At 59.9% G+C, this 20,958-nt stretch carries 24 protein-coding genes, 1 tRNA gene and 2 pseudogenes; 16 read left to right on the top strand and 11 right to left on the bottom strand.

The annotated features are described in order from the left end of the window. The first annotated feature begins 24 nt into the window (after window positions 1-24). Entirely contained in the window at window positions 25-1,095 is a 1,071-nt protein-coding gene (locus tag J3P89_RS21485) for an AI-2E family transporter (RefSeq protein ID WP_305496211.1), read from the top strand. 131 nt (window positions 1,096-1,226) lie between these two features. On the opposite strand, the gene J3P89_RS21480 is transcribed toward J3P89_RS21485, so the two are convergent. Both J3P89_RS21480 and J3P89_RS21475 read right to left on the bottom strand, forming a co-directional pair. Next, window positions 1,227-1,700, bottom strand: a complete 474-nt coding sequence (locus J3P89_RS21480; RefSeq protein WP_434695588.1) for a peroxiredoxin — start codon at window positions 1,698-1,700, stop codon at window positions 1,227-1,229. Between the two features lie 10 nt (window positions 1,701-1,710). Further along, a complete protein-coding gene (locus J3P89_RS21475; RefSeq protein WP_003184325.1) occupies window positions 1,711-2,271 on the bottom strand; it encodes a glycine cleavage system protein R in 561 nt (186 codons plus the stop codon). A gap of 316 nt (window positions 2,272-2,587) precedes the next feature. Between J3P89_RS21475 and dapA the strand changes: the two genes are divergently transcribed. From dapA to J3P89_RS21450, 5 genes are all read left to right on the top strand, one after another. Beyond that, entirely contained in the window at window positions 2,588-3,466 is an 879-nt protein-coding gene (gene dapA / locus J3P89_RS21470) for a 4-hydroxy-tetrahydrodipicolinate synthase (protein ID WP_434603051.1), read from the top strand. 17 nt (window positions 3,467-3,483) lie between these two features. After that, window positions 3,484-4,599 carry an outer membrane protein assembly factor BamC gene (gene bamC, locus J3P89_RS21465; protein WP_434653352.1) on the top strand — a complete coding sequence of 372 codons (1,116 nt, stop codon included), beginning with the start codon at window positions 3,484-3,486 and terminating at the stop codon, window positions 4,597-4,599. 4 nt (window positions 4,600-4,603) lie between these two features. Continuing rightward, window positions 4,604-5,362 carry an MBL fold metallo-hydrolase gene (locus J3P89_RS21460; RefSeq protein WP_305496207.1) on the top strand — a complete coding sequence of 253 codons (759 nt, stop codon included), beginning with the start codon at window positions 4,604-4,606 and terminating at the stop codon, window positions 5,360-5,362. Between the two features lie 28 nt (window positions 5,363-5,390). Next, the gene (purC, locus tag J3P89_RS21455; protein ID WP_025212375.1) at window positions 5,391-6,104 is read left to right on the top strand and encodes a phosphoribosylaminoimidazolesuccinocarboxamide synthase; all 714 of its coding nucleotides are present in this window, start codon (window positions 5,391-5,393) and stop codon (window positions 6,102-6,104) included. A gap of 83 nt (window positions 6,105-6,187) precedes the next feature. Continuing rightward, a tRNA-Ser gene (locus J3P89_RS21450) sits at window positions 6,188-6,277 on the top strand. A 455-nt stretch (window positions 6,278-6,732) separates the two neighbouring features. On the opposite strand, the gene J3P89_RS21445 is transcribed toward J3P89_RS21450, so the two are convergent. The 5 genes and pseudogenes from J3P89_RS21445 to J3P89_RS21425 form a co-directional block, all read right to left on the bottom strand. Further along, window positions 6,733-6,945, bottom strand: coding sequence for a DNA cytosine methyltransferase (locus tag J3P89_RS21445; RefSeq protein WP_434695587.1), 213 nt, complete (start codon window positions 6,943-6,945; stop codon window positions 6,733-6,735). Window positions 6,946-7,108: 163 nt separating this feature from the next. Then, window positions 7,109-7,396 carry a type II toxin-antitoxin system RelE family toxin gene (locus J3P89_RS21440; RefSeq protein WP_434695586.1) on the bottom strand — a complete coding sequence of 96 codons (288 nt, stop codon included), beginning with the start codon at window positions 7,394-7,396 and terminating at the stop codon, window positions 7,109-7,111. Between the two features lie 9 nt (window positions 7,397-7,405). Next, the gene (locus J3P89_RS21435) at window positions 7,406-7,696 is read right to left on the bottom strand and encodes a type II toxin-antitoxin system Phd/YefM family antitoxin (protein ID WP_434695585.1); all 291 of its coding nucleotides are present in this window, start codon (window positions 7,694-7,696) and stop codon (window positions 7,406-7,408) included. Window positions 7,697-7,834: 138 nt separating this feature from the next. Then, window positions 7,835-8,002 carry a Com family DNA-binding transcriptional regulator gene (locus tag J3P89_RS21430; protein WP_434695584.1) on the bottom strand — a complete coding sequence of 56 codons (168 nt, stop codon included), beginning with the start codon at window positions 8,000-8,002 and terminating at the stop codon, window positions 7,835-7,837. Between the two features lie 81 nt (window positions 8,003-8,083). Then, a pseudogene (locus J3P89_RS21425) lies at window positions 8,084-8,333 on the bottom strand (short-chain dehydrogenase). 121 nt (window positions 8,334-8,454) lie between these two features. Between J3P89_RS21425 and J3P89_RS21420 the strand changes: the two are divergent. The 3 genes and pseudogenes from J3P89_RS21420 to J3P89_RS21410 form a co-directional block, all read left to right on the top strand. After that, a pseudogene (locus J3P89_RS21420) lies at window positions 8,455-9,276 on the top strand (MCP four helix bundle domain-containing protein); the annotation flags it as partial. A 69-nt stretch (window positions 9,277-9,345) separates the two neighbouring features. Beyond that, entirely contained in the window at window positions 9,346-10,134 is a 789-nt protein-coding gene (locus J3P89_RS21415; protein ID WP_370871136.1) for a methyl-accepting chemotaxis protein, read from the top strand. Window positions 10,135-10,147: 13 nt separating this feature from the next. Then, window positions 10,148-10,894 (top strand): phytanoyl-CoA dioxygenase family protein, encoded by a 747-nt coding sequence (locus J3P89_RS21410; RefSeq protein WP_434695583.1) that lies wholly within the window; start codon window positions 10,148-10,150, stop codon window positions 10,892-10,894. Window positions 10,895-10,907: 13 nt separating this feature from the next. On the opposite strand, the gene J3P89_RS21405 is transcribed toward J3P89_RS21410, so the two are convergent. The 3 genes from J3P89_RS21405 to J3P89_RS21395 form a co-directional block, all read right to left on the bottom strand. Beyond that, on the bottom strand, window positions 10,908-11,276 hold the full coding sequence (locus tag J3P89_RS21405) for a cupin domain-containing protein (RefSeq protein WP_305496201.1): 369 nt from the start codon (window positions 11,274-11,276) through the stop codon (window positions 10,908-10,910). Window positions 11,277-11,377: 101 nt separating this feature from the next. Further along, a complete protein-coding gene (locus J3P89_RS21400) occupies window positions 11,378-12,184 on the bottom strand; it encodes an AraC family transcriptional regulator (protein WP_434695582.1) in 807 nt (268 codons plus the stop codon). Between the two features lie 123 nt (window positions 12,185-12,307). Continuing rightward, entirely contained in the window at window positions 12,308-12,499 is a 192-nt protein-coding gene (locus tag J3P89_RS21395; RefSeq protein ID WP_434625423.1) for a YegP family protein, read from the bottom strand. 163 nt (window positions 12,500-12,662) lie between these two features. Between J3P89_RS21395 and J3P89_RS21390 the strand changes: the two genes are divergently transcribed. Then, on the top strand, window positions 12,663-13,598 hold the full coding sequence (locus J3P89_RS21390; protein ID WP_434569479.1) for a LysR substrate-binding domain-containing protein: 936 nt from the start codon (window positions 12,663-12,665) through the stop codon (window positions 13,596-13,598). A gap of 71 nt (window positions 13,599-13,669) precedes the next feature. Then, entirely contained in the window at window positions 13,670-14,035 is a 366-nt protein-coding gene (locus tag J3P89_RS21385; RefSeq protein WP_305496197.1) for a 5-carboxymethyl-2-hydroxymuconate Delta-isomerase, read from the top strand. Window positions 14,036-14,038: 3 nt separating this feature from the next. Here the strand turns inward: J3P89_RS21385 and J3P89_RS21380 are convergent, their stop codons facing one another. Further along, window positions 14,039-14,974 (bottom strand): LysR substrate-binding domain-containing protein, encoded by a 936-nt coding sequence (locus J3P89_RS21380; protein ID WP_434695581.1) that lies wholly within the window; start codon window positions 14,972-14,974, stop codon window positions 14,039-14,041. A 494-nt stretch (window positions 14,975-15,468) separates the two neighbouring features. On the opposite strand from J3P89_RS21380, the gene J3P89_RS21375 reads away from it, so the two are divergent. The 5 genes from J3P89_RS21375 (at window position 15,469) to J3P89_RS21355 (ending at window position 20,922) form a co-directional block, all read left to right on the top strand. Continuing rightward, window positions 15,469-16,851: a glutamine synthetase family protein gene (locus J3P89_RS21375; RefSeq protein ID WP_434695580.1), complete on the top strand. Its 1,383-nt coding sequence runs from the start codon at window positions 15,469-15,471 to the stop codon at window positions 16,849-16,851. Between the two features lie 162 nt (window positions 16,852-17,013). Next, window positions 17,014-18,663: a phosphoethanolamine transferase gene (locus tag J3P89_RS21370; RefSeq protein ID WP_434695579.1), complete on the top strand. Its 1,650-nt coding sequence runs from the start codon at window positions 17,014-17,016 to the stop codon at window positions 18,661-18,663. A gap of 72 nt (window positions 18,664-18,735) precedes the next feature. Then, window positions 18,736-19,377, top strand: coding sequence for a class I SAM-dependent methyltransferase (locus J3P89_RS21365; protein WP_434695578.1), 642 nt, complete (start codon window positions 18,736-18,738; stop codon window positions 19,375-19,377). Window positions 19,378-19,498: 121 nt separating this feature from the next. Further along, entirely contained in the window at window positions 19,499-20,632 is a 1,134-nt protein-coding gene (gene rnd / locus J3P89_RS21360) for a ribonuclease D (protein ID WP_305496192.1), read from the top strand. Next, window positions 20,629-20,922, top strand: a complete 294-nt coding sequence (locus tag J3P89_RS21355; protein WP_030141193.1) for a YcgL domain-containing protein — start codon at window positions 20,629-20,631, stop codon at window positions 20,920-20,922. The genes rnd and J3P89_RS21355 overlap by 4 nt, the downstream gene beginning before the upstream one ends. Window positions 20,923-20,958 lie beyond the last annotated feature (36 nt).

Genomic DNA, 20,958 nt, shown 5'->3' with positions numbered 1-20,958 from the left:
GACAGCGTCTCCTAAGGATTTTTAATGTTCAAAGTGTTACGCGACTGGATTCAGCGCTACTTCTCCGATGAGGAAGCGGTGGTCCTGGCAGTGCTGCTGTTCCTGGCGTTTACGGCGGTCCTGACGCTGGGCGGGATGCTCGCGCCGGTGCTGGCGGGAATGGTGCTGGCGTACCTGATGCAGGGGCTGGTCACAGCCTTGGAACGCCTGCGTTTGCCTGGCTCCGTGGCGGTAGGGCTGGTGTTCGCGCTGTTCATGGGGCTGCTGGTGGTGTTCCTCGTGGTCATCGTGCCGTTGCTCTGGCACCAGTTGGTGACTCTGTTCAACGAGCTGCCGGGAATGCTCGCCAAATGGCAATCGCTGTTGTTGCTGCTGCCGGAACGCTACCCGCACCTGGTCTCGGACGAGCAAGTGCTGCAGACCATCGAAGTGGTGCGTGGCGAGATCGGCAAGTTCGGCCAGTGGGCGCTGACGTTTTCGCTGTCCAGCCTGCCGTTGCTGGTGAACATCATGATCTATCTGGTGCTGGTGCCGATCCTGGTGTTTTTCTTTCTCAAGGATCGGGAAATGATCGGACGCTGGGTCCGAGGCTACCTGCCGCGCGAGCGGGCATTGATCACCCGTGTGGCCCAGGAGATGAACCGGCAGATCGCCAACTACATCCGTGGGAAAGTCATCGAGATTTTCATCTGCGGCGGCGTCACGTACATCGGTTTTGTGGCGCTGGGGCTCAACTATGCCGCGTTGCTCGCGTTGCTGGTGGGCATTTCGGTGGTGGTGCCTTACGTCGGCACTGTGGTCGTGACCGTGCCGGTGGCGCTGATCGCACTGTTCCAGTGGGGTTGGAGCGACCAGTTCATCTATCTGATGGCGGTGTACGGGATCATCCAGACGCTGGACGGCAATGTGCTGGTGCCGCTGCTGTTCTCCGAGGCGGTGAACCTGCATCCAGTGGCGATTATCTGCGCGGTGTTGTTGTTTGGCGGGCTGTGGGGCTTCTGGGGGGTGTTCTTTGCGATTCCCCTGGCGACGTTGTTCAAGGCGGTGCTGGATGCGTGGCCGAGCAAGGAGCCGGTGGTGGCGCCGTTGTTGTAGCTGAATAATCGGGTGAGGCTTAAGGCCCCTTCGCGAGCAGGCTCGCTCCCACACTGGATTTTTGACGTTAATCAATCCCCTGTGGGAGCGAGCCTGCTCGCGAATGAGGCCAGTGCAGACAACAAAGATCTTCAGGCTTGGTTGAGCGCCTGAGCCGCCGCCAGCACCGCCTCCACATGCCCCGGCACTTTCACACCACGCCACTCCTGGCGCAGCACGCCATCCTTGCCGATCAAAAAGGTGCTGCGATCAACGCCCAGGTATTCCTTGCCGTACAGCTTCTTCAGCTTGATCACGTCGAACAGTTGGCAGACCGTTTCGTCCTTGTCGCTGATCAGCTCGAAGGGGAACTCCTGCTTGCACTTGAAGTTCTCGTGGGACTTGAGGCTGTCCCGCGATACACCGAATATTTCGGTGTTGGCGGCCTGGAATTGCGCGTATTGGTCGCGAAAACCCTGGCCTTCGGTGGTGCAACCGGGGGTGCTGTCTTTCGGATAGAAATAAATGACCACCTGTTTGCCTTTCAGGGCGGCGAGGCTGATGGTCTGCCCGCTGGTGGCGGGCGCCTGGAAATCGGTAACCGGCTGGTCGATGGCAACGGCCATGAACGCTTCCTTACATTGGGTTTTGTGGGCGCCACGGTTCGATCAGTGCGTCCAGGTTCATCGCGTCGGCGAAATCTAGGAACTGATCGCGCAGCCAACTGATCTGGGTGCCGGCCGGCAATGTCACGGTGAACGTGGCGTTGAGCATGGTGCCGCCAGTCTGCGGGGCCTGATAGGTATCGCAGGTCAGGTTCTCCAGCTCGACGTGATGGTCCATGAAGAACTGGCACAGTTCGTTGATGATGTCCGGGCGGTAGGCCGAACTCACATAAGCTACATACGGCAAGGCCTGGGGACGATTTTCCAGCGCGGCGCTGCGCACCACGTTGACGGTGAAGGCGTGCTTCTTGGCCAGCACCGGCAGGCTGCCCTCCAGGCGCGCCAGGGCGTCCCAGCTGCCGGAAATCTCCAGCACGAGGGCGCTGCATTCGCCATGACGGGTCAGGCGTGAGGTCACGACGGCGCAGCGATTTTCATGGCTGGCGCGGCACAGGACGTTAGTCAGCTCCATGGGGTTTGCGCCAAGGGCACTGATAACAAGGAATTGTTCGCGGACTGTGGGGGTGGACATGCAGCATTCCTAAAGCGATGAGCGGTCGGTACCTTTGTGCCGCGCGGCACGGTAGCAGCCCTGCGAAAGCGAACGGTTCAAGCCCTCTGCCCGGGTTTCTGCTGCATTGCGGGATCAGCAAATGCTTCAGGACAAACGCAGGATCGGGGCTTGTAGCGACGAAAACGGAGGCTGGGAACCGGCGTGTGAGCTTATCGGTACCGATCAAAGCCTGAAGGGTAGCGAAAACCATCGCCAAGGGGAATGGGAGTTCGCTTGTACAAGCATCTTGGCGCCAGTACCATTACCGCTCTCTTTTTCCGGCAGGAGCGGTTTCATGATTGCGGGCAGTATGGTGGCACTGGTCACACCCATGGATGCACAAGGGCGTCTTGACTGGGCCAGCCTCAGCAAACTCGTGGACTTCCACCTTGAGAACGGCACCCACGCCATCGTCGCCGTCGGTACCACCGGCGAGTCGGCCACCCTTGACGTCAACGAGCACATCGAAGTAATCCGCGCCGTGGTCAAGCAGGTCAATGGCCGTATTCCGGTAATCGCCGGCACCGGCGCCAACTCGACCCGTGAAGCCGTCGAGCTGACCCGCAACGCCAAGGAAGCCGGGGCCGATGCCTGCCTGCTGGTCGTTCCGTACTACAACAGGCCGACCCAGGAAGGCCTGTACCAGCACTTCAAGCACATTGCCGAAGCCGTCGACATCCCGCAGATCCTCTATAACGTTCCCGGCCGCACCTCCTGCGACATGCAGGCCGAGACCGTGATCCGCCTGTCCACCGTGCCGAACATCATCGGCATCAAGGAAGCCACTGGCGACCTGACGCGTGCCAAGGCCATCCTCGATGGCGTGAGCGAGGACTTCATCGTCATGTCCGGCGATGATCCGACCGCTGTCGAGCTGATCCTGATGGGCGGCAAGGGCAATATTTCCGTCACCGCCAACGTCGCGCCACGCGCCATGGCCGACCTGTGCGAGGCCGCGCTCAAGGGCGACGCCGAGACCGCACGGGCAATCAACGAAAAACTGATGCCGCTGCACAAGGACCTGTTCATCGAAGCCAACCCGATCCCGGTGAAATTCGCCCTGGTCGAAATGGGCCTGATGCACGAAGGCATCCGCCTGCCGCTCACCTGGTTGAGCACTACCTGTCACGAACAGCTGCGGCAGGCCATGCGCCAGTCCGGCGTCCTGGTTTAATTGAGGAACTACACCGCATGAAGCGAATGGCCGGCCTTTCCGCACTTGCCTTGATTATCTCCAGCACCAGTGGCTGTGGATGGATCTGGGGCCCGGATGGTTATTTCCGCGACCGTGGTAGCGATTACCTCGAAGCGCAACAGACTGCACCGATGCAACTGCCACCTGATGTCAGCGTTGCCAAGCGCCTGGATCCGCTGCTGCCGATCCCGCGCAACGTCGCCGATGACAGCGTCAAGGGCGAATACGTTGTCCCGCGCCCACAGCCGCTGTCGGCCGTAGCCGATGCCAGCGACTACACCCTGCAGAAGAGCGGTGATTCGAGCTGGGTCATGGGCCAGCATCCACCGGCCGAAGTCTGGCCCGTGGCTATCCAGTTCTTCCAGGACAACGGTTTCCGCCTGGACGAACAGCGCCCGCAGACCGGCGAATTCACCACCACCTGGCAGCGCTCCGATGAACTGTCCGCGGCCATGGCCAAGCGCCTGAGCGCCGCCGGTGTCGCAGCCGACAGCGAAACCCGCGTGCGCGTGCGCATCGAGCCGGGCGTGCAGCGCAACACCAGTGAAATCTACGTGGTCAGCGCCGAGCGTCCCGCCGGCAGCACTGCCGACGTGGCTTTCACCAATCGCTCGGTCAATGGCAGTCTCGACGCCGCGCTCGTCGACGACATGCTCGCCAGCATGAGCCGTAACGCCGAGCAGGGCGGTTCGGTCTCGATGCTCGCGACCCGTGACTACGACACGCCGAGCCGGGTCAGCCTGAGCGAAGACGGCAGCGGCAACCCGGTGCTCAACGTCGGCTCCGACCTCGACCGCGCCTGGTCGAGCGTTGGCCGCGCGCTGGAGCAGGGCGAATGGCGGGTTGAAGACATCAACCGCAGCCTGGGCCTCTACTACATCAACCTCGCTGAAAAAGCCGAGAAGAAAGACGAGAAGCCTGGCTTCTTCAGTAGCTTGTTCGGCAGTGCGCCGGACAAGGAAGAAGTCGAAGCCCGCGCCGAGCGTTACCAGGTTCGCCTGAGCAAGGTCGGCGACAACGTCCAGGTCACCGTCGAGAAAAACATCAATACCGTGGCGCCAGCCGATGTGGCTCGCAAGGTATTGGGTGTGATTCAGGACAACCTGGGCTGATCCGATGCGTTTTGCCGTTCTCGGCAGCGGTAGCCAGGGGAACGGCACGCTGATAGCCAGTGCTGGCACCTACGTGCTGGTCGATTGCGGTTTCTCCCTGCGGGAAACCGAGAAGCGTCTGTTGCGCCTGGGTGTGCACCCGGCGCAACTGAGCGCGATACTCGTGACCCACGAACATGCCGACCACGTGCATGGCGTGGGTTTGCTGTCTCGGCGCTACAATCTGCCGGTCTACCTCAGCCGTGGGACGTTCGGTGGCCTGCGCAAGCCCATCGAACCGGCTGGCTTCGTAGCCGGTGGCGAGCAGTTGCGTATCGGTGCCCTGGACATCAGCGTGGTCAGCGTGGCGCACGACGCCCGCGAGCCGACGCAGTATGTGTTCAGTGATGGCGAGCGGCGCTTCGGATTGCTCACCGACCTGGGCTCGTACTGCGACAGGGTGATGGACAGTTATCGGGACCTCGACGCACTGATGATCGAGTCCAACCACTGCCGCGACATGTTGGCGCGAGGGTACTATCCCTACTTCCTGAAGCAACGGGTAGGCGGGGAACACGGACATCTGAACAACCACCAGGCGGCATTCCTGGTGGCCGAGTTGGGCTGGCAAGGCCTGCAACACCTGGTCCTGGCCCATCTGAGCAGCAAGAACAACCTGCCGCAGCTGGCCCGGCAATGTTTCGTCGACACCCTCGGGTGCGACCCGGACTGGCTGCAACTGGCCGATCAAGATTCAGGGCTCGACTGGCGACATATCGCCTAGCCCATCTACTTAGCAAGCGGAGCCCATCATGGAAAAACGTGAAGAACTCTACCGCGGCAAAGCCAAGTCGGTTTACAAGACCGATGACGCTGACCGCTTGATCCTGCTGTTTCGCAACGACACCTCGGCGTTCGACGGCAAGCGCATCGAACAGCTGGACCGCAAGGGCATGGTGAACAACAAGTTCAACGCCTTCATCATGCAAAAGCTCGAAGCCGCCGGCGTGCCGACCCAGTTCGACAAGCTGCTGGGCGACAACGAATGCCTGGTCAAGAAGCTGGACATGATCCCGGTCGAATGCGTCGTGCGTAACTACGCCGCCGGCAGCCTGGTCAAGCGCCTGGGCGTGGAAGAGGGCATGAAGCTCAACCCCTACACGTTCGAGCTGTTCCTGAAGGACGACGCCAAGGGCGACCCGTTCATCAACGAATCCCACGTCGTGGCATTCGGTTGGGGCACCGCCGAGCAACTGGCGCGCATGAAGGAACTGTCGCTCAAGGTCAACGAAGTGCTGACCAAACTGTTCGACGACGCCGGCCTGCTGCTGGTCGACTTCAAACTCGAATTCGGCGTGTTCAGCGACGGCTCCATCGTCCTGGGTGACGAGTTCAGCCCTGACGGCTGCCGCCTCTGGGACAAGGACACCAAGAAGAAGATGGACAAGGACCGCTTCCGCCAAGGCCTCGGTGACGTGATCGAAGCCTACGAAGAAGTCGCCCAACGCCTGGGTGTCCCGCTGTAATCGACGCAAGCAACTGATAGCACGGAAAAAATTTCGCTCGGGGGTTCGCTTCCGGCAAATGTGCTGGTATGATGCGCGCCACTGGAGAGATGCCGGAGTGGCCGAACGGGACGGATTCGAAATCCGTTGTACTGGCGACAGTACCTAGGGTTCAAATCCCTATCTCTCCGCCATTATTGTGTATGACTAAGCCCCTGAAATGGTTGAACATTTCAGGGGCTTTTTCGTTTCTGGCGTTTGGTTTAGGGCATTTTTAGGGCATGACGGAAACCCGCAGGTGCAAAAGGAGGCAGTGCCGGCCCAAGCTTCTAGATGGGCTTTGCTGCCTCTCCCACCAGGGTCGATTACCCTGGGTCTCTATATGGGAAGTATCGATCGAGCTGGGTCGCCGAACAGAATGGACAAGCACTTCCCAAAACTGAGAAATGGGTTGGACAGACAATCTATAGTTTTAAGCGTGAGAACGGGTTGGACACAATTGTTCTAGGGCCGATCAAAGGCTTTCCTACTACCGTTGAGCTCCAAGGAATCGATGAGTTGCCCGTGGCGAGTAGTAAGTGAAAGATATTCAATGGCTTCGAGCCGTAACGCCCTAAGGTCTTACGGTTCGTTCGCCGCGCCCTCTGTCCTATTGGTTGCTATCCCGCGCTCCGGCCAGGCTGGTGTCCTGGCAGGGGAAGCCAGCGGTGAGGACATCGACGGGGCTGAGGTTGTGGGTGCCACACTGGCGCACGTCTTCAAATTGCTGAGCATGGGGAAATCGATCGGCAAGCATAGCCCGGTTGATAGGGTTGAGTTCAACTTGCCAGGCGCTGCGGTATCCGGCGTTTTCATCCGACATCAAAGCCTCCTATGCCTGCGAACAGGCTTCCAATCGTGGGTTGCTGCATTCATGAACTCAGTGTTCTGGATGTTAGCGGCACGTTGGTTGGAGGCTCCGGGCCTTCAAAGAGACGTTACCCTCTAGGGCAACCATCTGCGGCAAAAAAAGCCCGTATACGGGCTCAGACGCGTTTTTTGGCAGCGTCGTATACTTCGCTGTCGCGCCGCGCGCCGACAGCAATGATCAAGACTACGATGGCTTTCCCATCAACTCGATAGACGATGCGCGTATCGCCTGTGCGGATCCGGCGGCAGCCTGCCAGAATGCCGCTTAGGGGTTTGCCGCTCTTGTCTGGCTCGCCATTTGCGATCCTTTGCTCTATGACATCAAAGACCCTGTTTGCAGATGCAGATCCCAGCTGATCGAAATCACCTTCGGTATCTGGGTGATATGTGACTCCCCAAGCCATCGAAAATCCTTAGTCTTTCTTGGCGTATCTTGCACGCATATCAGCGTGAGAAATGGCCGTTTGTGGGTTGAAATTAGCCAACCGGTCGCGTGCAGTCGCTTCAATCCGCAGGTCTTCAAGCTCATCAAGCATTTCCTGATAGGCCTCTACGTTCAGGATGACGGCTGCCGGTTCATTGTCTTTGAACACGACCAAGCGGTCAGTGGTACGACTCGATACTTCTTTGAGCTTCGCGCTAAAGCCCCTGACCATTGCGGTAACCGATACGGCTTGTTCAGCTCGTTCAAGCAACGCAGCCATGATTTTTCTCCTAAAAAATATCACAATAATCAACGCAAAACATACTGGCATGTGTCTAATAGTATGTTTATACGTATGTATTTACGTACGCGAAGTATTGCGCAATGCGCGGCACGATACAACCGCCGGTTGCTACGATTATGAACCATTGGTAAACATTTTTTGTTCGGGCGTTTCCTTATATCCAGGGAGGGTTGGCTGACCTTTGATGTGACTGAGCGTCCGGCATCGTAGACATTTGATCTGGAGTGCCTGGAAGCCGCTGGCCAGCTTGCGACAGCAATGGTCGCAACGTATGTCCTGCATGCAGTTCATCCTTGAAATGTTCGTATCGTTTTCCCGTGGCTGGGTCATTATGTTTGTGCCTGCATTCGCCGCCACTTCCGGTCAATCGCCCGCTTTGCCGATTGCTCTGTGGCGTATAACCATCGCAATCGCTTCGGTCGGCTCTGCATCCAAGCGCCGGGCTATGACATCAAGCATGTCGCAGCCATCCCGAAAGGGAACGCAGCACAATTGTGCAAAACCCTGAAGGACCACTGAATCACTCGGAATGTCTCCTCGCATCGCGAGGTTTTCCAGAAGTGGGAGTGACGGCGCGAATTCTGTAGCCAGCCGCATCAAGCAGAATATGCAAAGGCGCGGAAGTATCGACGAAGGCAGGCCACCCCTCCTGACCACTCCGAACCTATCTAGCCAAGGCATTTCGAGACCGCCAATCTTTGTAACAATTAGACTAATGGTCTATAGCTCAAGGCATGGCTGCCGATAGGCAGGTTATCCCCCATGTAAGGAGTGACACCATGCTGCGGTTCTTCGCCGACCTTGGCTTTCGTTGGAAAATCACTCTGCCGATTGCGTTCCTGGCGGTGCTGCTGGTGCTGATGGGGTGGACGGGCATGCGCGGCATCGGTCAGGTGACCGAGTCCAGTACCCAGTTGACCAAGCGCTATCTGCCGGCCATCAGCCTGTTGCTCAATGCCGACCGCGATCTTTATCAGGCCTTTGTGGCCGAGCGCAGCCTGCTTGATGGTCATGCGGATGAGCATATTCAAGCGCTGAGTGCCAGTCATGGCGAGAATGCCAAGCAGGCCTATGACCGTGTGCAGAAATATGCCGCGATGCAGCCCGGTGCAGAGACGCAGGCGTTGGTCAGCCAGTTCAATGACAGTTTCGGGAAATGGATGCAGGTTTCGCGGCGGGTCGTCGAGCAGTCGGTAGGCGATCCGCAGGGCGCCAGCGCGCTGAGCTTTGGTGACAGCGAGCGCCTGTTCGAAACCATGCGTGATTCAATCGACAAGCTGGGTGACCTGGAAGATGCGGCGTCCCATCGCGAGGGCGATGCGGCCATCGCCAATGGCGAGGCGGTCGGCGTGCAGCAGGGCGTTATTCTGCTGGTTGGCCTGCTCGGTTGCATCCTGGTTCTGGTTGCCTTGCCGCTTGTGGTGCTGAGCCCGATGCGCCGTTTGTTGCACCGCGTCGAGCAGATTGCAGAGGGCGGCGGCGATCTCAAGGGGCGCCTTGAAGTGCGTTCGGCTGATGAGCTCGGGCAGCTTGGCAGCGCGTTCAACCGGTTCCTGGACAAGTTGCAGCCGCTGATTGCCGAGGTCGGACGGGTAACCGGGGAAGTGGACTCGGCAGCCCGGGCCATGGCCGCTATGGCCGCGACGAACGACCGGCTGATCAGCAGCGAGCATGCGGCGCTTGACCAGGTCAGCACCGCCGCGACGCAGATGAGCGCCGCTGTGCATGAAGTTGCTCATAACGCCGTGAGCGCCTCGGACGCCGCGCAGCAGGCCACCAGCCAATCCCGCGACGGCGCCGAGGTGGTCAGCAGCACGATCGAGTCGATCCGCCAACTGGCTCACGAAGTGGAAAGTGCCTCGGGCACGATCGAGGCATTGGCCCAGGAAACGTCCAGTATCGGTGCGGTGCTGGAGGTGATCCGTGGCATCGCCGAGCAGACCAACCTGCTGGCGCTGAACGCCGCCATCGAGGCTGCGCGAGCCGGCGAACAGGGCCGTGGTTTTGCGGTGGTGGCCGATGAAGTCAGGGCGCTGGCGGCACGTACCCAGGATTCGACCAAGGATATCCAGGTTCGCATCGAGCGCCTGCAGAGTGGTGTCGCCAAGGCCGTGCAGGCCATGCAGGTCGGCAGCAGCAAGGCGCGGGACAGCGTTGAGCGCGCCGCTGGTGTCGACCAGGTGCTCAGTGGCACTGGCGGGTCGATCCAGCGGATCAACGACATGGCCGCGCAGATCGCCAATGCCTGTGAAGAGCAGAGCAGCGTGACCGAGGAGATCGCTCGCAACATTTCCGATATTCGTGACCTGTCCAATGAGGCGGCAGCGAACTCCGCCCAAAGCATGCACGCCAGCCAGCAGCTGTCGAACCTATCGAGGAACCTGGCAGAGCTGACCGGTCGTTTCCGGACCTGAGCAGGTTGCGACCGTGTCCACCGCTGAGCTTTTGCAAGCATTGCATCAGGACGGTTTTGTCCTGATGCCCGGTGTGTTGACCGCCACGCAAATCACCGAAATACGCCAGGCTATCGACCAACTGAAACCCCACCACTGGGACTACAGCGGCGTCATCGATCATTACAAATGCGTCTTCAATCGAGACCCGTTCTGGCTGCCGTATCTGGAGGTGAGCGGGGTGATCGAGCTGGCCGAGGCGGCGTTGGGCGAGGATTGCCACATCATCGGGCAGACCGCCTGGCGCTGCCACCCCGGTTTTGTCGGCGCTGCGCTGCACCTGGATTACTTGCCGATGCAGCTGCCCCCCAGCCTGTTGGCCGAGCCTTCTTTTGAACTGCCGATGCAGGTTTTCACCGCACAGTTCTACCTTGATGACATCGACGCCGACTTGAGCCCGACGCGGGTCATTCCCGGCAGCCACAAGGCGGGGCGGGCGCCCATGGCCGGCGAAACCCAGTGGCAGGGCCGTGCGGCTAAACCGGTGCTGTGCCAGGCGGGTGATGTGCTCATATTGCGCAGCGAGTTGTGGCACGCCGGCAGTGACAACCGGACCGCCGACCGCACCCGCTACATGCTCCAGGTGCACTATGGCCGGCGGATGGTCGCGCAGAAGTTTTCACCTTACCTGCACTGGCAGTTCAATCCCGCGGTGCTGGCCGCCGCGACACCTCGCCAACGGCGGCTGCTGGGCGACCATCAGGAGGCGGAATACGATTGAGAGCCTGGCTCGGTCAGATCCAGACATCATTGATCGCGGTTCGCGCATTCACTTGTTCGCCGGTGTTGATGACTCCCCGCGGTTCGATCAGCAACAGTTTCACTTCCTGCGCGGCACTGGGCTTGTGCTCGACGCCTTGCTTGACGACATACATCTCGCCCGGGCCGATCAGCACCGCGCCATCGCGAAAGTCGATACGAAGTTCACCGTCCAGCACGATGAAGGTTTCATCCGTGTCGGCGTGGGTGTGCCAGATGAAATCGCCTTCGAGGCGGACGATCTTGAACTGGTAGTCATTCATTTCAGCCACGACTTTCGGTGCCCACTGATCGTGGAACAGCGTGTATTTCTGCGCGAAGTTGATGGGCGAATATCGAGTCATCCTGGCGTGCTCCTCTGTGGTTGATGAGCCGCACCTTAGCGCTGGAAACCGCGTGGGTATTGGATGATCGTGCAGCTTTTCGCGTTATGCCGTGCGTGCCGCTAGCGCAGCATCTTCAGCCAGCGTGCCGGTGAAATGCCAAAGGCCTGGGTGTGCAGCCGGGTCATGTGGCTCTGGTCGAAAAAGCCGCAGGCCAGTGCGGCTTCGCTTAGTGGCATGCCATGCAGCACCAGACGACGGGCTTCATTCAATCGACGCTGGGTGATGTAGCGATAGGGGCTGGTGCCGTACAGGGCACGAAAGTCCCGGGACAGGCTCCATCGGTCCCGGCCACTGGCCTGCATGAGGTCATCCAGAGTAATGGCCTGATCAAGGGCATCATGAATGAACAGGCGCGCGCGCTCTGCTGCCGGGTAGTCAAGCAGTCGGCGTCCGCGCTGGTTACCTGCCGCGTCAGCCAGTGCCTGGGCCACGTCGTAGAGGGCGTCGTCTTCCTCCAGCGGGTCGAGGTGATGCCCGAGACTGCCCAAGAGCCTGCGAGTCGCAACGTTGAGCCGAGGATCGTTCGACAACCCGCCTTCGATGAAAGGCAATGGCCGGCCCCCCAATACCTGCTGGATCAATGACGGTTCGATGTAGGCCATTCGATAATGAAAACCATCGCTTGTCCCCGCCTCGCCGTCATGGACTTCGTCCGGGTGCAGTACGATGGTTCCGCCGGGCTGGCTATGACGTTTGCTCTGCCGGTAGTTGAAGCTCTGGACCCCGGCGAGCGTGAACCCGATGGCATAGGTGTCATGCCGGTGGGCGCTATAGCCGTGCCCACTGAAGTAGGCTTCGATGCGCTCCAGCTTCTTCGATTCAGGCGCGCGCAGCAGCCAGTCGCGACGATTACCAGGTTGGGTCATGGAAGGTCGGCTCTCGCTTTTGTCTGCACACGATACCTGTCCGGTGCGACCGATCCCAGCTGCAGCTTGTGGTTAAGGGAAAGCTGCTCATCGAGCAGCTTCGAGTGATACGAATGGACGGCTTCAGATTTCCTTTACAGGCGTCTCGCATTGGGCGGTTTTGATCAATCCGATGACGTGAAGGCAGTCTGCCTTGTTCACGTAGGATTCACCGCTGGCGATGGTTTCGTGGTTGCCGGCTCGCAGGCGCCAGCGCCATTGGCCTTGTCCTGTATTCGGGGTCCCTCGGGTCTGTCGGTAGATTTCAAAGTACATCGGTTCGCTCCATGCGATTAACGGATTCAGGACATGCTGAACATGTCCTGGCAAGCCTAGCCAAGCTGGAATTTTTCGCTAATGGGAATACGTTTCCAATGATTGTGAGATATTTCCGCACATTGCAGCGCTTGCTTGATCCGACCGGAACCAGGAGCAATGGATGAACCGCAACGAATTGCGCAAGGCCGACATCAACCTGATGGTGGTTTTCGAAACGCTGATGCTGGAGCGCAACGTGACACGGGCGGCGGAAAAGCTGTTCCTCGGCCAGCCAACCATCAGCTCGGCCCTGAATCGCTTGCGCACGCTGTTCAATGATCCGTTGTTCATTCGGGTCGGGCATCGCATGGAGCCCACCGCGCGGGCCGAGGAAATCATCCAGCACCTGTCTCCGGCACTGGATTCGCTGTCGGTTGCCTTGAGCCTGACCCATGATTTCGACCCCTCCAGCAGTGCCATGACGTTTCGCATCGGGCTGTCCGACGATGTCGAGTTCGGCCTCTTGCCGCCGCTGTTGCGCAGCTTGCGGCAGGAGGCGCCGCAGATCGTGTTCGTGGTCCAGCATGTCGATTACTGGCGTATCCCCGATTTGCTGGCCTCGGGCGATATCACTGTCGGCATCAGCCAGACCCGGGGGCTGCCGGCCAATGCCAAGCGCAAGCTGTTGCGACATATCCAGCCCTGCGTGTTGCGCGCCGATGCCTCGGATACCCCGCTGACCCTGGATGAATACTGTTCGCGGCCCCACGTGCTGGTTTCCCATACCGCCAACATCGCCGGGTTTGCTGACGAATGGCTGGCCGAGATCGGTCGCAAGCGCCAGGTTGTGCTGTCGGTGCCGCAGTACAGCGCGCTGCCGGCGTTGCTGGCTGGCACTGACCTGATCGCCAGCCTGCCGGACTACACCGCCACCGCCATGGCCGCTTCCGGCCAGGTGTTCTGCGAACCCTTTCCCTTCCAGACACCGACCCTGGACCTCTCCATGGTCTGGCTGAGCCATGTCGACAATGACCCGGCCGAACGCTGGTTGCGTTCCCGCCTGGAGGCTTTCATGAGCGAGCGCGCCGGCTTGCTGGACGAAACAAAACCTGCCTGAAACTGCAAAGTCGAGGTATGGTTGCGCCGACTGTCATCCCAACATCATCTTTTCGAAACGGAGTCGAACACATGCCTCACTTGCACATGGAGTACACCGCCAACCTGACCGAGCTGAACGCCGACGTCGCGCTGTTGCGCATGAACAACGCACTGGTGGCATCCGGTCAGTTCGCCGCCGAGTTCGACATCAAGAGCCGGGCCGTGAAAATCGATACGTTTCGCGTCGGCACCGGCATGGGGGAGCGTGGGTTCGTGCATGTGAAGCTGGCTTTGCTGAGCGGCCGTTCGCCGGAAATCAAGAAGCAGCTGGCCGATAGCCTGCTGGCGGTAATCCAGGATCTTGGCCCATGGCCCGTCGGTGTCAGCGTGCAACTGTGCGTGGAAGTCCTCGATATCGACCGCGGCCCCTACGCCAAGGCCGCCATCGGTCTTTGAAGTTCAAGCGAGCTCTTGCCCGGGACAGGCCTTGACGATCTGTTCACGCAGCCAGGCGTTGGCGCTGTCCTGATCGGCCGCAAGGCTCCATTGCATGTCCAGGGTAAATCCCGGCAAGCCCGCCGGCGCCGGGCAGTGCTGGAATGTCGCTGCGCTGGCCAGCAATTGCTGGATGCGACGGGGCAGGGTCAGGAGAAAATCGGTACCGGTGATCATCTTCAACGCCGCGCCGTAACTGTTGGCACGTGCGGCGATCTGCCGTTGCCGAGCCTGCCGCGTCAGCCAGCCGTCGACCATGTTGGTGGGCGACGCCCAAGGCGTGGGGAAAACGTGTCGACGCTGTACGAACGCTTCGATGCTCAACGGCGATTCCAGCGGAGCCGACCGTTTGTCTATCACGCAGACCAGTTCTTCTTCCAGCAGGCGTTGGGTCTTGAGATCGGCATGGCTGCTGTGGAAATGGGGGCCGAAACAGATCACCAGGTCCAGGCTGCCGTCACGCAAATCATCAACGGGAATATCGGCTCCGAGCTTGTGCACGTTCACCACGACAGGCAGGTCTGCGTGATCGAAGCCTTGCAGCAGTTGTGGCAGGAGCAGCTGTTCAAAGTATTCCGGTGCGCAAATCTCGAAGGTCACGGCCTGCCGGGTCGGATCGAAGGCCGGCGTGCCGGCATGGCAGAGGTTGATGCTTTGCAAGATGCTGCGCACATGCTCGTGCATGCCTTCGGCCTTGAAGGTGGGGCGCATGCCGGTCCGGGTGTTGATGAACAGTTCGTCGTCAAAGCAGGCCCGCAACTTTTTCAGGCTGTAGCTGACCGTTGACTGGCTGACGCAGAGGATTTCCGCCACACCGGTGACGCTGCCTTGCTCGAATACGGCGCTGAACACCATGAGGTCCTGCATGTCGAGCTTTCTGAGGGTGTTGCTGTTCAGCATCCGTTCTGTCTCTCGCTGTGCTCCTTGCGCGGGGCGTGCGCAAACAGGTTTTGATCCTAACGGAACGAGCGTGTGCAGAGAATGCCGACCCCTGCTTTTCCCGCTGGCAAGACGGTGTTCAGCCGGCATGGCGAAGACGATTGTTTAGCCGACGCCAACGCAGACTCCATCAAATCCTGGTTTAACGGCTCCTGGCGTCATGGGAGGCTCTTGTCGAATGTTTTTCCGTGATGCTCCTATGGACGGTTGGCCTGTCGCATTTCAATACCCGCCGTGCGCCGCCATCGTCCTGGTCGGCGCCCAACCGCCTGCCGTGCCTCCTGCATCCTTTGCGCTGCCCTGCGAACTGGCGTTCTGGGCCCTCTGGCATTGTCGCCACGCACGTCCTCCGGATGGCCGTATTTCCTGTTGATTCCTTGAACCGTGCTCGTTGATAGCGAGCACAGGATGACGGTGCCTGATCGCCCGTCCGACACGAAAATACGAGCGTTCCCATGAGTCTTGTCGAATCTTCTTTTGCCTCCGTGCAGCAAGCCCAGGCGTTCCTGGCACAGAACCCGGATATCGAGCTGTTCGAGTTGTTTATCGTGGATAACAACGGCGTGCCTCGGGGCAAGTGGCTGCATCGGGACGAACTGCTCGCGGTCTACCAGAGTGGCCGGCCGCTGCCGAGCACGATCCTCGGGCTGACGCTCAATGGCGACGATGTTGAGAACTCTGGCCTGGTCTGGGACGTCGGTGATATCGATTGTCGTGCCTACCCCATCAGCGGCAGCTTGCAGCGCATGCCGTGGCGGCGGATTCCTACCGCCGCCGTGCAAGTCGGCATGCATCCCCGGGAGGGCATGCCGGCGGCCATCGCCGATCCGCGCTATCTGCTCAGTCGGGTGATCGAAGCCTTGCAGGCTGAGGGTTATTACCCGGTGATGGCGGCGGAGCTGGAGTTCTACCTGCTGGATGCGCAACGGGACAGCGAGGGGCGGCCGCAACCGGCGCGGGACGCAGATGGGAGCAGGCCGCGTTCCACCCAGGTCTATGGTTTGCGTGAGCTGGAACAGATCGAGCCCTTCCTTGCTGATCTTTATGCGGCCTGCAAGCTGCAGGGTATCCCGGCCCGTACGGCCATTTCCGAATACGCGCCGGGGCAGGTCGAGATCACCCTTGAACACCGCACCGATGCGCTCCAAGCCATGGATGACGCAGTGCGCTACAAACGGCTGGTCAAGGGCGTGGCGCACCAGCACGGCATGGCGGCCTGTTTCATGGCCAAACCGTTCGATCACCTGGCGGGTTCCGGCATGCACATGCATGTCAGTCTCGCCGACCGGGAGGGCAATAACCTGTTTGCCAGCGAAGCCGCCGACGGCACGCCGTTGCTGCGTCATGCGGTGGGCGGAATGCTCGCAACCTTGCTCGATTCGCTGCTGTTGTTTTGCCCGAACGCCAACTCCTACCGCCGTTTCCAAAGTCACAGCTACGCGCCGCTGGCAGCGACCTGGGGCGTGGACAACCGCACCGTCAGCTTGAGAGTCCCAGGCGGCCCGGCCTTTTCACGGCACATCGAACACCGTATCTGTGGTGCCGATGCCAATCCGTACCTGGCCGCAGCGGCGATCCTGGCCGGTATCCAGCGTGGCATATGCGAACAGCGCGATCCCGGAGCGCCTGTCGAGGGCAACGGATACGCCCAGGCGAGCCAATTGTTGCCCACCGACTGGCTGACCACCTTACGTGCCCTTGAATCTTCGACATGGGCGCGGGACGCGTTGGGGGATGAATTCCTTGGCGTCTACCTGGCGGTCAAGCGCGCCGAATATCGCCAGTTCATGGGCGAGGTCGGCGAGCAGGATTGGCGTTGGTACCTGAACCAGGCCTGAAGTGTTTTGAAGTGGCTGTTGAAAAATTATTTAACAGCAACTTTTTCACGAAAAATTGATGGTGGACTGCCTAAAGTTTGTGTTGTCGTAGCAAATGAATTTTTCACATTTGCCTACGGCAGGTCTTTTTAAAGAGCAACTTTCAGGAAGTCTCCAACCCTCATGCTGACTATTAAAGCCGTGCGCCCCGAGTGGGTGACGCTGGTCGCCAGTGCCTTTTTGTTAGTGGGCTTCAACGCCATTCTCTGGGAGCACCTGCTCGCCATCACGGCGGCGGACGGACACGGTGTGTTGCTGTGCATCGCGTTTGCCGTGATGGTGTTCTGCGCGTTCAACCTGGTGCTGACACTGGTGGCGTTCCGTCCGCTGCTCAAGCCGTTGTTGATGCTGTTGTTCATGATCAGCGCCGGGGTCGCTTATTTCATGGCCCAATACGGTGTTTTGATCGATGCCGGCATGTTGCGTAACTTTGCCGAAACCAATGCCACGGAAGTGCGTGACCTGTTGTCGTTAAAGTTGTTTGGCTACCTTTTACTGTTAGGTGTACTGCCTGCATGGTTATTGTTCAAGACCCCGATAAGTTATCGTCGCTGGCCCAGGGAGTTGTTAAGCAAGTTGCTCGTCGGCGTCGTCTCGGCTGCGCTGTTGGGCGGGGTTGCCTTGATCAATTACCAAGGGTTGTCTTCGCTGTTTCGCAATCATCACGAGTTGCATCTGATGGTGGTGCCGAGTAACTACATCGGCGCCTCGATCGGCTACTTGCGCGAGCAGGTCGCCTCGGCCAAGCAGCCGTTCATTACTTTGGGCGAGGATGCGCAGCGCAACCCGGCCTGGCAAACCCATGGGCGCAAATCCCTGACGGTGCTGGTGGTGGGCGAGAGCGCGCGTGCGGAGAACTTCGGCATTCTCGGCTATCACCGCGATACCACGCCGCAGTTGGATAAAGAAGCCGGCCTGATTGCCTTTACCGACGTGCATTCCTGCGGCACCGAGACCGCCGTGTCGGTGCCGTGCATGTTTTCCAACATGGGCCGCAAGAACTACGACGCGAGCAAGGCCAAGAACGAAGAGGGCCTGCTGGATGTGCTCAAGCGCGCCGGACTGGAAGTGATCTGGCGCGACAACCAGTCCGGCTGCAAAGGCACCTGTGATCGGGTTGCGGTGCAGGACGTGAGTAATCTCAAGGGCCCGGCCCTGTGTGCCAACAGTGAATGCCGCGATGAGATCCTGCTCCAGGGTCTGCAGCAATTCATCGATACTCTCGACAAGGACACGGTGCTGGTGTTGCACCAGATGGGCAGCCACGGACCGGAATACTTCAAGCGTTATCCCAAGGCGTACGAGCATTTCACCCCGGTGTGTGAAAGCAACGCGTTGAATAATTGCAGCCGCGAAAGCATCGTCAACGGCTACGACAATACGCTGGTATACACCGATCACGTGCTGTCGACGCTGATCGACCTGCTGCGGGCGAATCAGGACAAGGTCGACACGGCCATGCTGTACCTGTCGGACCATGGCGAGTCGCTTGGCGAATACAACCTGTTCCTCCATGGCACGCCTTATATGCTCGCTCCGGAGCAACAGAAGCATGTGGCGATGCTGGCCTGGTTCTCCGACGGTTATCAGAAAGCCTTCTCGGTCGATACGCATTGCCTGCAACTGAGTCGGGACAAACCCCTCAGCCAGGACAACCTGTTTCATTCGATGCTCGGGCTGCTGGAGGTCAACAGCAAGGTCTACAACCAGGAGCTGGACATGTTTGCCGGTTGTCGCGGCGCAGTCATCGACGGCGTGCTGGCCCGTGAGTAGAAGTTTCCTACACCTTTTTTTCACGCGGCACTGTTTAAGCTGTTGCTCACTTATTTTTACTGAGCTGTGAGTATGCCCGGGCAATCCCCATCCACCGTCGAGCTTGAATTCGCCCGACAGCACGAGCAGGAGCATGCGCAAACCTGCCACCAACCGGCGCCTCGGCGGTTGCGCCTGGTGTTCTGGCGTGACGAGCAGTTGGTGCGCAACGCTCTGAAGGCCGCCGGCGAGCCCGGCCTGGTGCTGGATGTGGCGTGCGGGGCAGGGCGCTTCTGGCCGGTGCTGGCCGAACATGCCAACCGGGTGATCCTGGCGGCGGACCCGTCGCCGCAAATGCTTGATCACGCGCTCGCCCATCACGACGAAGCTTTACTTGAGCGGGTCAGGACCTTCCCGAGTTCCGCGTTCACCCTCGGGCTATCCGCGAACGCGGTGGACTGTATTTTTTGTCTGCAACTGTTTCTGCATATCCAGGCCAGCGAGCATCGCCTGGCGTTGTTGCGCGAATTCCATCGGGTCAGCCGCGACACAGTGATCGTGTCGGTCCAGATCGAGGGCCGGCTGAGAACCGGCCAGCCGCCACCCAGGCGCCTGGTCGACCGGGCCCGGGTCGAAGCCGAGTTTATCGAGGCCGGTTTCAGCGTGCAGTGGTATCAGGATTTCCTGCCCGGTTTCGCCTTGAAGCGAGTTTATGTATTACGTAAGACCAGTTAACCGCTGATGTAGGACTATTCTTGCGTTTGCGCAGGCGATTTCTCTAAAGCTCTTGCTCCGTAGATGCTCGCAATCGCCGACGGCGATATATACTGCGCGCCATTCTTCAAGGGAGAGCCGTGTGGCCATCGATATTCACTGGATTCGCGACAACGATAGCCTCGGTCGGTTTTGCGCCGAATGGCAACAGTTGCCATTCGTCGCCCTCGACACCGAATTCATGCGGGTCGACACCTTTTATCCCATCGCCGGCTTGCTGCAGATCGGTGACGGTAAAAGCGCCTACCTGATCGACCCATTGACCATTGATGACTGGCAACCCTTGGCTGCGCTGCTGGAGAACCCGGCAGTGCTCAAGGTGTTGCATGCCTGCAGCGAGGATCTGGAAGTCTTGCTGCGCCTGACGGGCAGCCTGCCCGCGCCGCTGTTCGACACCCAGCTGGCCGCCGCTTACCTGAACCTGGGCTTTTCGATGGGTTACTCGCGGCTGGTGCAGGAAGTGCTGGGTATCGAGTTGCCCAAGGGCGAGACCCGTTCCGACTGGTTGCAGCGGCCCCTTTCCGAGACGCAGATCAGCTACGCCGCCGAGGATGCCGTGCACCTGGCGGAAGTTTTCGTCGAGTTGCGCCCGAAGCTTTCCGATGAAAAGTACGCCTGGGTGTTGGAGGATGGCGCCGAGCTGGTGGCCAACCTGCGACGTGAAATCGACCCGTATGAGGTCTACCGCGACGCCAAGCTGGCCTGGAAACTCTCCCGTGCGCAACTGGCGGTGCTGCGTGAGCTTTACGCTTGGCGCGAACGCGAGGCGCGAGCCCGTGACCTGCCACGTAACCGCATCCTCCGCGAGCATTCGCTGTGGCCCCTGGCCCGCACCCAACCGGATAACCTCGGCGCGCTGGCAAAAATAGAAGACATGCACCCGCGCACGGTGCGTCAGGACGGCGAATTCCTGCTGGACCTGATCAAGCGTGCCGGCAGCGTGCCGCCCGAACAATGGCCGCCCGCCGTGGCCGAGCCGCTGCCCATCGAGGCCGCGGCGCTGCTCAAGCGCCTCAAGGCGCTGGGCCAGGCTGAAGCCGAGCGCCTGGGCATTGCTCCCGAATTAATGCTTCGCAAGAAAACCCTCGAAGCCCTGATCAAGAGCGGCTACCCCGAGGGACCTTACCAACTGCCCGATTCGCTGCGTGGCTGGCGCCGCGAGTTGATGGGCCAGGCGCTGCTCGACAGCCTGGCCACCGCCGGAGAACAGCCTTGAAACGTATCTGCTCCATCTACCGAAGCTCGAAGAAAAACGAGATGTACCTGTATGTGCTCAAGAGCGAGGCATTGGCCCGTGTGCCTGAGCCATTGATGGCGGCGTTCGGCAAGGCGATCCATGCCTTCGACCTGGTTCTGAGTCCGGAGCGGCAATTGTCCCGCGAAGACATCAACAAGGTGCTTGAGAACCTCGATACCCAGGGTTATCACCTGCAGATGCCACCGGCGGAAGACGAGTACATCGAGCATCTGCCCGAAGAGTTGTTGCGCCGCAACGACCCGGTCTGATTGCCTTGGGCGTCCGTCCTGGGGGCTCTCGAAACA

The organism is Pseudomonas sp. Z1-14, from assembly GCF_051132005.1.
Lineage (GTDB): Bacteria > Pseudomonadota > Gammaproteobacteria > Pseudomonadales > Pseudomonadaceae > Aquipseudomonas.
Note: the sequence above shows the minus strand (reverse complement) of the source record. Positions and strands in the feature narration are given on the sequence as shown.

Excerpts from the sequence above, each read along its gene's own strand:
- J3P89_RS21485 (WP_305496211.1), top strand. The coding sequence starts at position 25 with ATGTTCAAAGTGTTACGCGACTGGATTCAGCGCTACTTCTCCGATGAG.
- J3P89_RS21480 (WP_434695588.1), bottom strand. The coding sequence starts at position 1,700 with ATGGCCGTTGCCATCGACCAGCCGGTTACCGATTTCCAGGCGCCCGCC.
- J3P89_RS21475 (WP_003184325.1), bottom strand. The coding sequence starts at position 2,271 with ATGTCCACCCCCACAGTCCGCGAACAATTCCTTGTTATCAGTGCCCTT.
- dapA (WP_434603051.1), top strand. The coding sequence starts at position 2,588 with ATGATTGCGGGCAGTATGGTGGCACTGGTCACACCCATGGATGCACAA.
- bamC (WP_434653352.1), top strand. The coding sequence starts at position 3,484 with ATGAAGCGAATGGCCGGCCTTTCCGCACTTGCCTTGATTATCTCCAGC.
- J3P89_RS21460 (WP_305496207.1), top strand. The coding sequence starts at position 4,604 with ATGCGTTTTGCCGTTCTCGGCAGCGGTAGCCAGGGGAACGGCACGCTG.
- purC (WP_025212375.1), top strand. The coding sequence starts at position 5,391 with ATGGAAAAACGTGAAGAACTCTACCGCGGCAAAGCCAAGTCGGTTTAC.
- J3P89_RS21445 (WP_434695587.1), bottom strand. The coding sequence starts at position 6,945 with ATGTCGGATGAAAACGCCGGATACCGCAGCGCCTGGCAAGTTGAACTC.
- J3P89_RS21440 (WP_434695586.1), bottom strand. The coding sequence starts at position 7,396 with ATGGCTTGGGGAGTCACATATCACCCAGATACCGAAGGTGATTTCGAT.
- J3P89_RS21435 (WP_434695585.1), bottom strand. The coding sequence starts at position 7,696 with ATGGCTGCGTTGCTTGAACGAGCTGAACAAGCCGTATCGGTTACCGCA.
- J3P89_RS21430 (WP_434695584.1), bottom strand. The coding sequence starts at position 8,002 with ATGCAGGACATACGTTGCGACCATTGCTGTCGCAAGCTGGCCAGCGGC.
- J3P89_RS21415 (WP_370871136.1), top strand. The coding sequence starts at position 9,346 with ATGGCCGCTATGGCCGCGACGAACGACCGGCTGATCAGCAGCGAGCAT.
- J3P89_RS21405 (WP_305496201.1), bottom strand. The coding sequence starts at position 11,276 with ATGACTCGATATTCGCCCATCAACTTCGCGCAGAAATACACGCTGTTC.
- J3P89_RS21400 (WP_434695582.1), bottom strand. The coding sequence starts at position 12,184 with ATGACCCAACCTGGTAATCGTCGCGACTGGCTGCTGCGCGCGCCTGAA.
- J3P89_RS21395 (WP_434625423.1), bottom strand. The coding sequence starts at position 12,499 with ATGTACTTTGAAATCTACCGACAGACCCGAGGGACCCCGAATACAGGA.
- J3P89_RS21390 (WP_434569479.1), top strand. The coding sequence starts at position 12,663 with ATGAACCGCAACGAATTGCGCAAGGCCGACATCAACCTGATGGTGGTT.
- J3P89_RS21385 (WP_305496197.1), top strand. The coding sequence starts at position 13,670 with ATGCCTCACTTGCACATGGAGTACACCGCCAACCTGACCGAGCTGAAC.
- J3P89_RS21380 (WP_434695581.1), bottom strand. The coding sequence starts at position 14,974 with ATGCTGAACAGCAACACCCTCAGAAAGCTCGACATGCAGGACCTCATG.
- J3P89_RS21375 (WP_434695580.1), top strand. The coding sequence starts at position 15,469 with ATGAGTCTTGTCGAATCTTCTTTTGCCTCCGTGCAGCAAGCCCAGGCG.
- J3P89_RS21370 (WP_434695579.1), top strand. The coding sequence starts at position 17,014 with ATGCTGACTATTAAAGCCGTGCGCCCCGAGTGGGTGACGCTGGTCGCC.
- J3P89_RS21365 (WP_434695578.1), top strand. The coding sequence starts at position 18,736 with ATGCCCGGGCAATCCCCATCCACCGTCGAGCTTGAATTCGCCCGACAG.